Genomic DNA, 13,780 nt, shown 5'->3' on the forward strand with positions numbered 1-13,780 from the left:
GCCTCGCTTTAATCGTCGTCTCGAACGGCAAGATCGCGGCCGGCGGATTGGCTCCGCCAACCGGCCATTAACGGCAAAGCGCCGCTCAGGAACAACCAAACGCCGGCCGGCAACGGCACCGCGGCGGGGCCGGCCTCCGCGCTGACGAAAATTTGCGAATGTCCGCCCGGCTTGGTGAGCTGATTGACCAGATAGGTGGCATTGGCGTCCGCCGCCGAACCGAACAGCGACACGGTGCCGCCGCCGGCGACGATGTTCAGCAGATCGGCGCTGTCGCCCAAATCCCAGAAGCGCGGCGCGCAAACGTCGTTGCTGCAATTGTTGGTGCCGTTGAAATCACCGCCGGTATAGCTGTAGGTGCCCAAGGTTTGGATGCCGTCCAGCAAGTTAGCGTACTTGCCGCCGGCGCCGAACACCGAATTCCAATTCAAATCGTTATTGGCCAAACCCAACGGGCCGGCCGCCTGTTTATCGAACCAGCCATTGTTCGCGAGCAGCGAAATATTGAAAACCCCGGCGGCCGGCACGTTGAACTGCGGATTGTGCGCGGGCACGCCGAGGATGTCGAAATTGCTGTACCACTTGACCCGCACGTCGGTGACATGCCAGTTGCCGACACCGTATTGGCTATCGAAGCCGGCCTTGATCGCCGCCGTATCGTAAGCCACCAGTAAATCCAAGGTACGCGGGTACATGATGCCCTGCACGTAATCCGGCAAGTCGGCGGAAATCTGCATCGCCCCGAACGCCGACATATCGCGGTCGGCGTAGTCCGGGTCGCTGGAAAGGAAGGTGTCGGCGACCGCGTCGATGTTCAGCGTGGTGGCGGCCGAGGCGGTTCCGGTTTGGCCGGCGAATATCACGGCCAAGCTGGCCGCCAGCGCGGCGCGGCGAAGGGAAAGTAGGTTCATGAGCATCGCTCCAACGTGTTTGAAATGATCCTAGAAAGTGCAGTTGGTCTATACAACACCCCGTTCGTCCTCAGCCCTTCGGCAGCGCTCGGGAGAGCCTTGTCGAAGGGCGAGCGGGATTTTTCGTTCGCCCAGAGGGCGGGCGCGTTGTGGGCCGGTCCTACTTGGACTTTGCTCGGCACGAGCGGCCCACGGCGACGGCCGATTCCCAGTAGGGACAAGCCCCCGCTCAAAAACAGACTAAGCCCGGCCGGCAGCGGCACGGCGGCAACGCCCGCCGCCGCGCTGACGAACAATTGCGGATGCGCGCCGGCAGCGCTGCGTTGGCTGACGATGTAGCTCACGTTGCTATCCGCCGCCGAACCGAACAGCGATACGAAGCCGCCGTTGGCGATGCTGTCGTACAGATCGGCATTGGCGCCCAAATCCCAGAAACGCGGCGCGCAGACCTCGTTCAGACAATTGTTACCGCCGTTGAAATTGCCGCCGCCGTAGCTGTAGGTGCCCAGTACTTGCGCGCCATCCAGCAATTTGCCGTACTTGCCGCCGGCACCGAACACCGAATCCCAATTCAAATCGGTATTGGCAAAACCCTTGTCGCCGGCACTGGCCGCGTCGAACCAGCCGTTATCGGTCAACAACGAAATATGGAACGCACCGGCGGCCGGTACATTCAGCTGAGGGTTGGTAGGGGCCACGCCGAGGATGTCGTAATTGGAATACCACTTCACCTTGACGTCGGTGACGTGCCAGTTGCCGGCGCCGAATTCGGCATCGAAACCGGATTTGATCGCCGCCGTGTCGTAAGCAATCAGCGCGTCCATGGTTCTGGGCGTGGTCATGCCCTTTGCCGGATTGGCCAGATTCGCCGAAATCCCCATCGCCCCGAAATTGGACCAATCCCGATTGGACAGCACGGGATCGCTGTTCAGATAGGTATCGGCGACCGAATCTACGCTCAACGTCCCGGCACTGGCGGCGCCGAACGGCCCGGCCAGCAACGCCGCCAGCGTTGCCGAGGCGGATTGTTTAAACAGCTTATGTTGCATAAGTTTCCTCATCGATTGATTAAAATTTCCGCCAATTGGCTAACGGGCATAAAACTGCGGAATCATCCAAGCGCGTACCTTTTCGAGCCTTCCAATCGCAAAGCGGAACGGCGACCATTGAGTTAACGGAAAACACGTCGTTCGGCCTACCTATAGGGCACAACGGGATGCCGGAACCCATAAGCGCAAGCCCTTCACATCCTTGCGTGCTGGACACCGGCGGTCCGCGCCGGTATGACGGCAATGAGCACCCGCAAAACCCGGCAATCCAGCAAGAGCCGATCAACGCTGGTTCCCGGTTGGCTAACCATCGCCAATCCCCTCCTTGATCCGGTCGAAATGCCTTTTCTTTCCCCACACCCCGGTTTTCGCTGCCGAGGTTTTCAGCCACCAACGCCATTGATTCCTCCTCTTCCTAGCGCTCTTCCCGAGGTAGGGGACAAATCCGCGTTGAGGAGCCTCGTGCGTCGGTTCCGCAAGCTGGCCCGCTTGGTCACGGCGGCGGTTTTTGCAGCAACAATCCGTACATCGAACGAAAGGCGTTTGGATGGCGGGCTTCGAAGCTAGCCCAATTGGCCAAGTCGCTGCCGTTAGGGTCGTGCGGATAGTCGGCGTGGTACAAGGCGTTCAAGGCCGGCGGCAGGCCGCGCATGGCAATGAAGCGCAAATTGAGTTGTCGCAGTTGCGCGGCGATTTGCGGCAGCGTGTAGCGATGCTCGCAAGGGTGAAACACCAAGTCGCGGAACATGCCGAGGTTGTAAAAGTCGCGCCATTGCAACAGCGGCGCGAGTTCCGGGTAGTCGCCGGCGAGTATGGCTTGGCGCAGTTGGCGCATGCGATCCGGCTCCGCTTGCCAACCGTTGGCGGCGATCAGTTGCCGGGCGGCGGCGACCGGCCGCCGCGCCGCTTCGCTGTATAAACTGACCAACATCACCCCGCCGGGCTTCAATAGATTGCAGAGGATGCGCCAGCCGTGCAGCGGTTCGGCCAGGTGGTGCAGCACGCCGCTGGCGGTAATCAGGTCGAAACGTTCCGGGTAGCCGTCGAGCCGGGTCAGGTCGGCTTGTTTGAAATCGATGCGGTCTCGCAGGCCCAGTTCGCCGGCCATGCGCAGGGCATAGCTCAGGCTGGCTCGGCTGAGATCCAGCGCCAGATAACGGCCGATACGAATTTGCCGGGTCAGCGAAATCGGTTCCAGGCCGGTGCCGCAACCGGCGGTCAGTACCGCGACGTCGCCGTCGAAATCGGCGGACAGCGCCAAATCGGGGGCAAGGCCGCGCAGCCATTGGCCGGCGCTTTGCACTTGGCGGGCTTGCGGGTCTTGCCGCCAGCGCGGAAAGGGATGTTCTTCGTATTGACGGCGGACTTGTTCGGACACCGGGTCGGCGATGTCGGTGAGGCGTTCGACGGTTGCCGCCAAAGTGCGCTCGCGCAAACAGGCTTGCCATTCGCGAATCAGAGCTTGCAGATGGGGCTTCCAACTGACGGCGGATTGGCAAAACAGTGACCGACTATCGGTTAATTCCAGGCCGGAGCGGTACAACGCAAAATAAGTCAGCGCCGCTTGCCAGGCGGGTTCGGCCGGACGATCGCGGCCGGCTTGCAGCTGCAGCGCCAGCGCCGCCAGCCGTTGGCTTTCTTCCGGGTCTTCGGCGAAGGCGTATTCGGTCAGCCATTGATACTGCGCCAGCGCGGCGATGAAGTCCCAGTCGGCCTTGCCGGTTTGCGGCGGGCGGTGCGGGTCAGCGGTGTAGTGCATCAACAGCGCCTTGCGCAGGCGGCGCAAGGCCAGTTCGAAGTCAGGCTGCGGTATCAAGGTGTTACGCAGCAGCAATTGCAATAACGGCGCTTGCAGCAGCGGACGCAAGCGGCCCTGGCGCAAGGCGGTGACGACTTCGGCATCGTCGCCGCGCAACCGTCGCAAGGCCTGGCGGAAGGCGGCGTCGGCCAGCAAGGCGCGGCAGGCCGGCACCGCGTAATCGCTCAGTTCGGTTTGGCTGAGCACGCCGTGCAATACCCGGCGGAATTCGGCGGAATCGGGGAATTCGATGGCTTCGGTTTGTAATAACAGCAACAAGTTGCCGCGAGCTTCGGCGTCGTTGGGCGTCAGCAGCAGCAAGCGGCTTTGTTGCAGCAAGGCTTCGTTAACCTCGCCGTGTCGATAAAGGGCCAGGGCATAGCCGGCCAGCGCGTGGCGATACGGCGGCCACTGCTTGGCTTTGCGCGCGGCGTCTCCGATTAGCGGACGCAACACTGCCAGCGCCTGGGCATAGCGTTGTTGGCGTATCGCCAGCGAGGCGTCGGCGAATGCCGCGTCCCAAGCGATAAAGACCGGATTGCGGCTCATGGTCGCCGCTCCTCAAGGCCGGGATAGCTCGGCAGCGCTTGCGGCAAGCGCTGCCGTAGGTTGGAGAAAATCGAGCCGCCGATGGCTAGGACCGCCGCGCGGGGCCGCGAACAAAACCGCCGGCGGGCGGTTTTGGCGCGGCTCGAGCGTTGGGTCGTTACCGGAACGGTGCGCATGGCGGCGGCTGGCAGGTCGGGTGGCGCTAAGCTCGAACCGCGCCGGCGGTGAACTTGCGTTTGGTCGGGCCCAGGAACGACAACGCCGGCCCGATGAACAACCATGCCGCGCCGGGTAGCGGCACGGCGGCCGGACCCGCTTCGGCGCTGACGAAGATTTGTGGATGAGCACCGGGCTTGGTCAACTGGTTAACCAAATAAACCACTTGATCGTCGGCGGCGTAACCGTGGAAGGACAGATAGCCGCCGGCCATGATGTCGGCAACCATGGTCGCATCCAGGCTGAGATCCCAATAGCGCGGCGCGCATTGTTGGGAAACGCAGTCGGTGGTGCCGTTGGAATTACCGGTCGGATAGTAAAAGGTGCCCAAGGCTTGCTGGCCGGAGAACAGACTGCTCCAGGCGCCGCCGTTGTACACCGAATTCCAGGTCACTTTCGGCGTGCTCACGGTCAAACCGGTAGGGCCGGCGGTGGCGGGATTGAACCAGCTGTCGTTACTGAAATAGGACACGCCGAAGTAACCGGCGTGCGGGACGTTGAATTGGTTGTTGTTGGCCGGCACGCCTTGCACGTCGAAGTTGGTGTACCACTTCAGTTGCACGTCGGTGACGTGCCAGTTGCCGGCGCCGAATTGGCTGTCGAAGCCGGACTTGATGGAGGCGCTGTTATACGACACCAGATTTTCCATGGTGCGGACCTGGGAGATGCCTTGTACCAAGTCGGCTTGCGGCGAGGAAATCATCATCGCGCCGTAGCTGGACATGTCGGAGTCGGCTTGTAAGGCGTAGTTGGTCAAAAAGGTGTCGGCCGTGGCTTCCACGCTTAAGGTGCTGGCGGCTGCCAGACCGGTGTACCCTATCAGCACCGCCCCGACGGCGAGCGCTAGTTCGGCTTGTTTGAATCGCAATGTGTTCATGAATGACCTATGGATTAAAAGTTGAATCGGTTAAAAGCCTATCGCGCCGCGTTCGAGCGCGGCGGCGGATCGGATTGGCCGGCCTACCCTGGCCGCCCGCCCCGCGTCTTCCTTGTGCGCGGCACGGCCGCGGCGTCCCTTGACCTTGGCTATCCCAACCGTTGGCCGAGACGGTTATCCTCCGTGCGCGCGATTAGCCCTCGCTAGTCGCAATCACGGCCCTGCGCCGACTAAAGCCAAGCCAGCCGGTCAAAGCGCCACCAAACAACCAAACCGCCGCCGGTACCGGTACCACGGTGGCGGTCAGATAGCCCTCGGTGTTGACGCTCCAATTTTTGTCATAGAACAGATAGGTGCCGGCGCTGCTGGTTTTTTCCGCGCCGAAACCGACGAAGCCGAAGAAATCGCTGGATACGTTGTAAGGCATCATGCCGACGCTATGGCCGGTCAGGCCAAGTTCGGCGACGAGGAAGGCTTGCGGGGCGGTGAAATAGCGGTAGAACAATTCGCCGTAGGTGTTGGCCAGCGGATCGTAGCTGCGGTATGTGGAAGCCAGGGCGCTATCCAACACCGAGCCGCTATGGCCGTTGATGGTCCAATTCAGCGAGGTCATGATTTCGCTGTCGCTATTCCAGATAAAGGCGCCGCTACCGATGGCGCCGTTATGTTTGTCGGTCAAATTCAATTGATATTCAACAATGGCGGCCTGGCCGGGGAACGAGGCCGCGCCTAAAACGGCAACCAGCGCTAGGGTCGAAGCTTTGGATCGGGGTTTAACAGTTTTCATGATGAATCATCCTTTTTGGGTAACGTTAAAAAAATCGGTGTAACGAAAGCCTGAAGCTGTGCGCGGCTAGACTTTGCCGGTCGCAAAGGCCGCCCTAGCCCGGCTAAATCCAACCCAACCCAAGCAGGTACCGCCGAACAACCAAATGGCCGCCGGCAACGGCACCGGCGCCGTGGAAGTCAGGTGGGATTCGATCCCGGCCTGGGCGTAGAGGCCGACCGCAGCGCCCGGTGCCAGCGTGAATGTCCAAACAGCCGAGCCGGGGGCGGAATGTTGATCCTGTAGCTGTCCGGCAAAGCTTGCCGCCGCGCTGTAATCCGAGCCGGATAGCTGGTCGGCGGCGTCCCAGTAGTCGAACAGGATCGCGCTGGTCGCAAACGCGCCGTCGACGGCGGCACGCAAGGCGTAATCCAGGGTGATCGACAAGTCGTAGCTATAAGGTCCGGCATTGCTGAGCTCCAAACCGAACTGTCCGGTATGCCAGGTATCGACGCTACCGTCGTAGGCATTGCCGCTGACCGCGAACGAGCCGTTGAATAGACTGGCGACGGCGCTTGCCGACGGATTGGGGCTGTTGGCCAGATAAGTGCCGTCGCCGGTGGCGTTGGCATAAAAGCTGAATTCGTCGTTAGGTTGCTGATAGGTTCCGAGGATGGTCAAGCCCGTCCTGTCGCCGGCCGTGGGATTGGTGCTGTCTAAAATGCCGATCGAGTAGCTCAGCGTGACGATGCTGTCGTAGCTGGCGGATGCGTGGGCAGAATTTAGCCGGCACAGGCTTAGCGCCAATGCGAGGCCTAGGTTTAGCGGTCTAAAAAACGCTGTTTTCATAGTGGTTTCCGAATGGTGGGAGTCGATACGCGCGCGGGCCAGCCTCAGGGCGACGGCGCTAAAAACGGGGTAATCGGCGCGGCCGCGCCGTCGGCGCCGACCGCCGGCAAGGTCAGCGTTTCGTCCTTGGCCAAATCGGCACCCAGCGGATTGCCGGCTTCAACTTGCACATCGTTGCCGACGTGGCCGTGGGCGACGGTTAATTGCGGATGGTCGAACGGGGCTTTTTGGTAGCGCACCCGTTCGTCGGTCAGCGCTTTCAGGAAATTGCTCAGGTCGGCGATGTTCTGGACGGACGCCAAGCCGCGCGAGCTGGCCCCCAAGTTGAAGTTCTGCGCGTCGTTGGCGAAATTGCCGTGCCGGGCGTAAAACTCGATCACCTGCGCCAAGGTGGCCATGCCGCCGTTGTGCATGTAAGGTCCGGTCAATTCGACGTTGCGTAGCGTCGGCACCTTAAACGCGCCGGCGGTGGCAACGGACATCTCGGCGCCGTTCGCGGCGGCCCGCGCGGCTGCCGGTGTTGGAATGAATGCGGTATCCGGATTGGCGCAACCCAAGCTACGCAGCACGCCCTCGCGGCTGCCGTCGGCCTGCAAGCCGTCGCCTTGGGAAAAGTAACCGGGGTCGTCCAGTGCTTGATTGATCGCCAGCGGAGCCAGAAAATCGCAGGCCCGGACTTTTTCGATAGGCAAATCGATGACGGCCGAGGTATCGGCGAGCAAATAACCGACGTATTGCGCGGCGTAAGACAGGGGATTACCAAACGGATCGGTGCCGGCCAGGCCGGGGTCGGCATCAGTCTTGGTCGCACCGACATTGGCGAAGCCCAAGTCCATCAACCTGGGCTGTATCAAAATGTTTAGATCCCGGGTGATCGGACTGGCCGACGCGGTGGCGCCGGACAAGGTGGCTGCCGCGAACGGGCCGAACGCATCCGGACCATAACCTATCGGCGTGGCCGGCGGACCGAAGCTGGCGCTCGACGTCGGTGTCAACAGTGCGGCATTGGTAGCCACCGCCGCCAAACTCATCGTCGGGCCAATATGGCAGCGGCCGCAGTGGTTGTTGACGAATAGGTTGAAGCCGTGTTTTAGCGAAGCGATCTTGGCGGTGGTTTCGGCCGGCGTGGCAGCGCTGATATTGCTCCAGGTCGGCGCTAGATTGGCGTCGAGCGGGCTCATATCGAACGGCGATTGGTCGGATACCAAGGTCGATTCGTACAATTGAATCGCCAGGCCGAAAAACATCGCGAAGTTGGCTTCCATCTGGTTGTAGGCCGCACCGCCGTTGGCCGGGGCACCGAATTTGCCGACACCGCTGTAAGCCCAATATTGGGAGTTGAAAGCCTGGATGACCAGGTTTTTGTAGGTGGTTTTCAAGCCCGGCTTCAGGTCGCCGGCGCTGCTATTGCTTAACCCGCCCAACACGCTGTCTTGGGGATGTACCGGCTGGCTTTGCAGCGGTTGGCGATTGAGCAATTTGCGGCCGATGTCCGGCCAGGTGCGGCCGTGGCAGCCCATTTCGATGTCGTTGAAAATCGGCGGCGCCACCGCTTGCGAGGCCAACGCCGAGTTGATCAGATTCAAGCGTTGTTTGACGACGGTCCTGGCGTTGACTTTGAGCCACACGCCGGCATCCGGATCGCGCGGACCCCACGGACTGCTGCCGTTGAAGCTGTTGTTGGCGCGGCCGTCCCAGAAGTTGCGGTGGTTGAACACCGCGTTAATCACGGTTGGCGCATTGCGCGGCGTGACCTTGCGGGTACCGATGTGGCCGAGGTTAAACACCTCGTTGGCGCCGCGCCGGCATTGGTCGTTGGCACCACTGAAGGTCGAAGTGCCTTGAAACTCGCCGCCGAAGCTGCCTGCCGAGCCGGCCACGTCGTCGGTGTTATAAATCAGCGTGCTGTTGTCGGTGACGTTGCCGAAGCGTTGCAACGGAAAGTCCTCGGCCACCAGCGTGTGATTGGGACCGCCGGCGCCGGACGGCAAGGCATCGAAGGTTTGCCCGGCCGGTTGCGCCGAATTTTGTCCCGGATTGATTTGGTTTTTGAGCCGGCCGTCGGCGCCGGCGCTGAAGTGACAGGAGGCGCAGGCCTGTCCGTCGGAACCGACGTTCTGATCCCAAAACAAGGCCTTGCCCAAGGCGATCGCGGCGTTTTTATCGACCACGATCGGATTGGCGCCGTCCAGCAGGCCGGGCACCGGTGGCGTCGGCACCCCGCGCAGCGAGACCGGCAGCGGGCCGTCTGCCGTTGCCATCCTTGCGGTCGCGGCCAACAAACCGGCCAAAATAAACGGGTACCATTGATGCTGTTTACGCATTGCCAATTCCAAATTTAATTTATTAAAGGGAATCTCTGAACATTGAAAAAACCTTTTTTCCTTAGACCCACCGAGCATAAAGGCGAGGGAATTTTTAGCCCGGTGGGGTACGCAATGACCGCTCAGCCTGAGCAGTTTCGTAGGATGTGCCGGCACCGGGGGAATCGCATCGCTCACGAACGATGCGCCTTGCCTGCGCTCGGCGGCATCCTACAACCACCCATCAAACCGTCGGACGCCCGTTTCGGCGGCCAAAACCGACCAAGCCCGCCACCGCGCCGCCGAATAACCAAACGGCCGCCGGTAGCGGAACGGGCGCGACGCCGGCGCCTATGACGGTATAGCCGGTTGAGGCGGTGGGGGTTGTCCAGCCGATCGCATTGGCTACCGTGTTGCCGCCGATAAGGTCGTAGGCATACGTGCTGAACGCCAACACATTTTCGGCATAGAGACCGGTAACGCTGAAAACGACTTGATCCGACAGATTACCGACCCGGTTGGCGACGCCAAGATCGATGAACATCAGCGCGCCCGTGGTAGCGGGATCTTGGCCGTTATAGAGCGGCTGGTACACCGACGCGGGCCTACTGGTCATCGGACCATAGATAAAGTCCGATCCGTAAAAGGTTTCATTCACGACATTGGTTTGCCAGTTGCCGGCCGATACCGTCGGTCTCGTGGTTTGGTTTGGCGCGACGACATAACCGTTGGACTGAATGGTCAGCGCAAAATCGCTGGAAATCGGACCCGTTAGCGCCACGGCCAGAATCATGTCGTCATTGCCGCCCTTGCCACCGTTGGTGGTGACCCAAAAATTACCGTCGTAGATGCCCGAAGTAGCGGTGCCCGCGAGCTGTCCCGCTTGGCCCGAAGTGGCGGAAGAGTTGATCTTGAGCTGATTCAAACCGCCGCCGCCCAAGGTAAAGTTGTAGGTAAAATCCCGGTAACCGGGGTTGCTGTTTAAAAGGGCGTTGCCGCTGCTATCGACGCTGGAGCTGTAGAATCTGCCCGCGTCATTGGCAACGGTAAACGTGCCGGTACCCCCTGTTAATATCGCCGCCCAAGCGCCTTGGCCCCACACCAGCATTGCCGCCGTCAGCGTTAAAACTGTCTGCTTTTTCATGGTTTCTTTCCTGTTTGAGTTGAACGATTAAAAATAAAAGCCGATGGTTTGCCGGCCCCATCGGCCTTACGCCGAGTCAGGCTCAACAAACCGGTTATGCAGGTACCGAACAACCAGGCGGCGGCGGGTACCGGAACCGGCGCCGGTTGATAACTGACCTGCAATTGCGGACGCTGCGCCGGATCGGTCCATTCGCTGGTATAAAAGGCGCGATGAGTTTGCTTGAGATCTTCGTCCTGGTTGATCAATATCCAGCCGAAATTGCTCGAAGGGTCGTCCAACCAGGCTTGTACGTCCTGGACTAAGGTCGGTGTAGTCGTCCAGGTTTGCGCGGAACCAAACTCGCTGCCGACCGCCAGCGTGGCGCTGGCTCGATTGACGTAATCGCCGCCGGGCGTGGTCCACGGCGTTTGCCGGTAGGCGGCGGCGTTCCAGGTGGCGTCGCCGGGATTGGCCGGAAAGCCCTGGCCGGTGCCGCCGATTTGCGTGGCGTTGCCGCCGGTAATGCCTTCGCCCCAGTCGCGGGTCAGGCGAAACAAATCCATGGTTCGCGGCGTTTGGTCGCCGAGTCCGGCCGCACCGCCCGAACCGGCGACGATGCCGATGTACATCGTCAATTGCACGCCGGTAATCACCGAGCCCGCCGGTATTTGCGACGCGATATCGAAGGCAATCAACCCGCGATGCGGCGCGAATTGGCCGTTACCGCCGGCAAACATGCCGGGTCCAGCGCCATTGCTGTGATTGAACAAATCCTGGCCGGACGAATTGGGCAGGCCTTGATTGATGCTGGTACCAAAAATCGTCGCATCCTTGCTGGGCGTCAGGGTAACGACCGCCGCCGATACCGCCGCCGAATCGGCTAGCAGCAGGCACACCGCCGCTGTTCGGGAAAACTGTGTCAGCAGCTTCATGACTTCATCTCCGAGTTATTAACTCGGCCTTTAAATACCGTTCGCCCTGAGCTAGTCGAAGGGCGCAGGGTGCCGGCCAAGCCCAACAAGCCGACGCCGAACAGCCAGACTGCCGCCGGCAGCGGCACGGCCGCCAGCTCGTAGCTGATTTTTAGCCGCGGGCGTAGCGCGGTGTCGTCCCAGGCTTGCGAGTAAAACACCCGGTAGGTGTCCGGACTCCATTCCTCGGCATTCAGCAATACCCAACCGTTATTGGTGGACGGCGCGTTCAGCATGGCCTGCACATCGGCGACCAGCTCCGGCGTGGAAGCCCAGGTATAGGCCGCGCCGATAGCCTGGCCGACCAAGGTGCTGGCGCTGGTCAATGGCTGGAAATCGCCGCCCGGCGTGGCCCAAGGCTGGTTTTGTAAATAGCGGCGGTCCAGCCAGGTCGGGCTGGGAGGAATCGCCGGAAACCCTTGGTCGGTGCCCTCGATTTGGGTAACGCCCAAAGCGGTGGGACCGTGAGCCCAATTGCCGGTCAACCGATGCAGTTCGATAGTGCGCGGCGTGGCATCTTCACTCCCGCCGGCACCGGCCACATCGGCCAGATACAAGGTCAACTCCACACCGGTGATGACCGCCGTCGCCGGCAGATTGGCGGCGATATTGAAATCGATCAAACCGCGCCGCGGCGAGCCGTCGGCATCGCCGCCGATAAACACGGCCGGGCCCCTGCCGATACTGTGGGTCGGCTGATTTTCGAAAATCGTCGAGACCTTGCCCGCCCCCAGCGTGATGGTGGCGGCCCCGACACCGGCCACCGGCAAGCCGGCCAGCGCGAAACCCAAAACCGCGAACGCCAAACCGGGCGGCGCCCGCCTTCGGGTTGAATGACATTGCATGTTGCCTCCTCTATTCATGTAATTGCCTAAAAATGCCCAAGGTGTAGGGCGGGCAATGTTGCCCACCATTAACCATCAAACCCACCAGCGCACGAGCAGCATGTGTCTAACCTACCGGGCTTAACCGTTCGCCCTTCGACAAACTCAGGGCGAACGGCTTAACCTCAAACTGTCCCGGTTTAAGCAGCCCGGAGGGTACGCACCGCGTACCTGAATCAATCTTCACGTGGCAAAGCCGCGAAAGGTACGCGATGCGTACCCTACGAAATGATCGCTCGGCCAGCGTTATTTCGTAGCTCCAAGGTTGGGTTTACCCGGTGGGCATAAAAGGCGTTAGCCGTAACCCAACACATTGGCCTTCGATTGTTGGGTTACGCTCTATCGAACTAACCCAACCTACGCATTTACATTGCCGTTGCGGCGGCCAACGCCCACCAAACCTACCAAGACACTACCGAACAGCCACACCGCGCCCGGCACCGGTACCGGCGCCGCGGAGAAGGCGACGCTGTAAGCGCCGTGGCCGCCGCCGGCGTTGCCGCCGAGGATCAACGTATAGTTGCCGGCCGCCAGATGGTTGAACACCAGGCTGATCGAGGTGAGGCCGGTAGCGGCGCCCGCGCCGTTCAAATACGTCAGGCCCACGCTACCGAGCGGATTGTTGAGGTTGTTGTAATAGGCTTGAACTTGATTGGCGGTGGTCCCGGTGTCCCAACCTTGAAACAATGAGAAGCCAGGTTTAACGACCGTGGTGGGGTCCAACGGCGTATCGGAATCGGCGGCGACGGTGATGGTCAGATCGGTTGTGGTATCCAATGTAATCAGGCCTATATCCGAACCGTGGCCCATGCCTTGATGCGGATAAGTCGCCGCCGGGTTACGCTGCCAGCCCATCGGCCCGACCGCCAATTCGTATAACGGATCGGCGCCGGCCGCGACGCCGTTTGCACTGGAAACCGTTTCGCTGGTGCCGGCCGCCAAGTCCGCGTACCAAACCGCATTCAGTTTACCGCTGTATGCCGGCGCGCCGCCGCCTGTCCAGGTGCCGGGCACGAATCCGGACGCACCGGGAAAATCGCCGCTGTCCCAACCGTTGGTGTTATAGGCGATGCCGGCTTGCGCGGCGCCGTTACCGAAAGTTAGTGCCACCGCCATTAGGGCCGCGCCGTGTTGCAATGATAAAAATTTCATAAATCACTCAAGTCCGATGAATTAACGATAAGTAGCGTTCAGCAATCAAAGTCGGCATCGATCGAACTCGCCTGTTCGATCAATGCCAGCCTGTCCATGGCCGAGCGCATCATCGCTCCCCTCCTCGGCATTGCCCTCCGGACCATGCCACGCGGAACGTCCTAGCCCGCGCTGTTCATACGTTGTTCGCGTCGTGGCGACGGACACCCCCGAGTATGAACGCACCCTCACCCGTGAAACCCACCCAGAGATTTCACGCGCTTACACCGGCTTGCCGCCGCATGAGGCCGATTCGCGCGGCGGGACTAGCCAAACCCGACAATCCGCCG

The 13,780-nt window shown here is 61.0% G+C and carries 11 protein-coding genes; all 11 read right to left on the reverse strand.

Annotated features, from left to right (window positions below; all coding sequences use genetic code 11):
* Positions 1-8 precede the first annotated feature (8 nt).
* A complete protein-coding gene (locus ACP4CD_RS10730; protein WP_426994538.1) occupies positions 9-911 on the reverse strand; it encodes a hypothetical protein in 903 nt (300 codons plus the stop codon).
* Positions 908-1,960: a hypothetical protein gene (locus tag ACP4CD_RS10735; protein ID WP_064025866.1), complete on the reverse strand. Its 1,053-nt coding sequence runs from the start codon at positions 1,958-1,960 to the stop codon at positions 908-910. The genes ACP4CD_RS10730 and ACP4CD_RS10735 overlap by 4 nt, the downstream gene beginning before the upstream one ends.
* Positions 1,961-2,453: 493 nt before the next feature.
* Positions 2,454-4,307, reverse strand: a complete 1,854-nt coding sequence (locus ACP4CD_RS10740) for a methyltransferase (RefSeq protein ID WP_426994539.1) — start codon at positions 4,305-4,307, stop codon at positions 2,454-2,456.
* Positions 4,308-4,509: 202 nt separating this feature from the next.
* Complete coding sequence (locus tag ACP4CD_RS10745; RefSeq protein ID WP_426994540.1) at positions 4,510-5,400, reverse strand: hypothetical protein; 891 nt, start codon at positions 5,398-5,400, stop codon at positions 4,510-4,512.
* Positions 5,401-5,593: 193 nt separating this feature from the next.
* Positions 5,594-6,187 (reverse strand): PEP-CTERM sorting domain-containing protein, encoded by a 594-nt coding sequence (locus tag ACP4CD_RS10750; protein ID WP_064025857.1) that lies wholly within the window; start codon positions 6,185-6,187, stop codon positions 5,594-5,596.
* 66 nt (positions 6,188-6,253) lie between these two features.
* Positions 6,254-7,015, reverse strand: coding sequence for a hypothetical protein (locus tag ACP4CD_RS10755; protein ID WP_426994541.1), 762 nt, complete (start codon positions 7,013-7,015; stop codon positions 6,254-6,256).
* 44 nt (positions 7,016-7,059) lie between these two features.
* A complete protein-coding gene (locus ACP4CD_RS10760) occupies positions 7,060-9,339 on the reverse strand; it encodes a cytochrome c peroxidase (RefSeq protein ID WP_426994542.1) in 2,280 nt (759 codons plus the stop codon).
* 223 nt (positions 9,340-9,562) lie between these two features.
* Positions 9,563-10,462 (reverse strand): VPLPA-CTERM sorting domain-containing protein, encoded by a 900-nt coding sequence (locus ACP4CD_RS10765; protein WP_064026671.1) that lies wholly within the window; start codon positions 10,460-10,462, stop codon positions 9,563-9,565.
* A complete protein-coding gene (locus tag ACP4CD_RS10770) occupies positions 10,459-11,376 on the reverse strand; it encodes a DNRLRE domain-containing protein (RefSeq protein WP_426994543.1) in 918 nt (305 codons plus the stop codon). Before ACP4CD_RS10770 ends, ACP4CD_RS10765 begins: the two co-directional genes overlap by 4 nt.
* Positions 11,373-12,260, reverse strand: a complete 888-nt coding sequence (locus ACP4CD_RS10775; protein ID WP_426994544.1) for a DNRLRE domain-containing protein — start codon at positions 12,258-12,260, stop codon at positions 11,373-11,375. Before ACP4CD_RS10775 ends, ACP4CD_RS10770 begins: the two co-directional genes overlap by 4 nt.
* A 396-nt stretch (positions 12,261-12,656) precedes the next feature.
* Positions 12,657-13,451, reverse strand: a complete 795-nt coding sequence (locus ACP4CD_RS10780) for a hypothetical protein (protein WP_426994545.1) — start codon at positions 13,449-13,451, stop codon at positions 12,657-12,659.
* Between the last annotated feature and the right edge of the window lie 329 nt (positions 13,452-13,780).

This window comes from Methylomonas stagni (assembly GCF_050154735.1).
GTDB classification, from domain to species: Bacteria; Pseudomonadota; Gammaproteobacteria; order Methylococcales; family Methylomonadaceae; genus Methylomonas; species Methylomonas koyamae_A.

Bases quoted from the DNA above. Each gene is read 5' to 3' on its own strand.
- ACP4CD_RS10765 (WP_064026671.1), bottom strand. From the start codon at position 10,462: ATGAAAAAGCAGACAGTTTTAACGCTGACGGCGGCAATGCTGGTGTGG.
- ACP4CD_RS10770 (WP_426994543.1), bottom strand. From the start codon at position 11,376: ATGAAGCTGCTGACACAGTTTTCCCGAACAGCGGCGGTGTGCCTGCTG.
- ACP4CD_RS10760 (WP_426994542.1), bottom strand. From the start codon at position 9,339: ATGCGTAAACAGCATCAATGGTACCCGTTTATTTTGGCCGGTTTGTTG.
- ACP4CD_RS10775 (WP_426994544.1), bottom strand. From the start codon at position 12,260: ATGCAATGTCATTCAACCCGAAGGCGGGCGCCGCCCGGTTTGGCGTTC.
- ACP4CD_RS10750 (WP_064025857.1), bottom strand. From the start codon at position 6,187: ATGAAAACTGTTAAACCCCGATCCAAAGCTTCGACCCTAGCGCTGGTT.
- ACP4CD_RS10755 (WP_426994541.1), bottom strand. From the start codon at position 7,015: ATGAAAACAGCGTTTTTTAGACCGCTAAACCTAGGCCTCGCATTGGCG.
- ACP4CD_RS10730 (WP_426994538.1), bottom strand. From the start codon at position 911: ATGAACCTACTTTCCCTTCGCCGCGCCGCGCTGGCGGCCAGCTTGGCC.
- ACP4CD_RS10745 (WP_426994540.1), bottom strand. From the start codon at position 5,400: ATGAACACATTGCGATTCAAACAAGCCGAACTAGCGCTCGCCGTCGGG.
- ACP4CD_RS10780 (WP_426994545.1), bottom strand. From the start codon at position 13,451: ATGAAATTTTTATCATTGCAACACGGCGCGGCCCTAATGGCGGTGGCA.
- ACP4CD_RS10735 (WP_064025866.1), bottom strand. From the start codon at position 1,960: ATGCAACATAAGCTGTTTAAACAATCCGCCTCGGCAACGCTGGCGGCG.
- ACP4CD_RS10740 (WP_426994539.1), bottom strand. From the start codon at position 4,307: ATGAGCCGCAATCCGGTCTTTATCGCTTGGGACGCGGCATTCGCCGAC.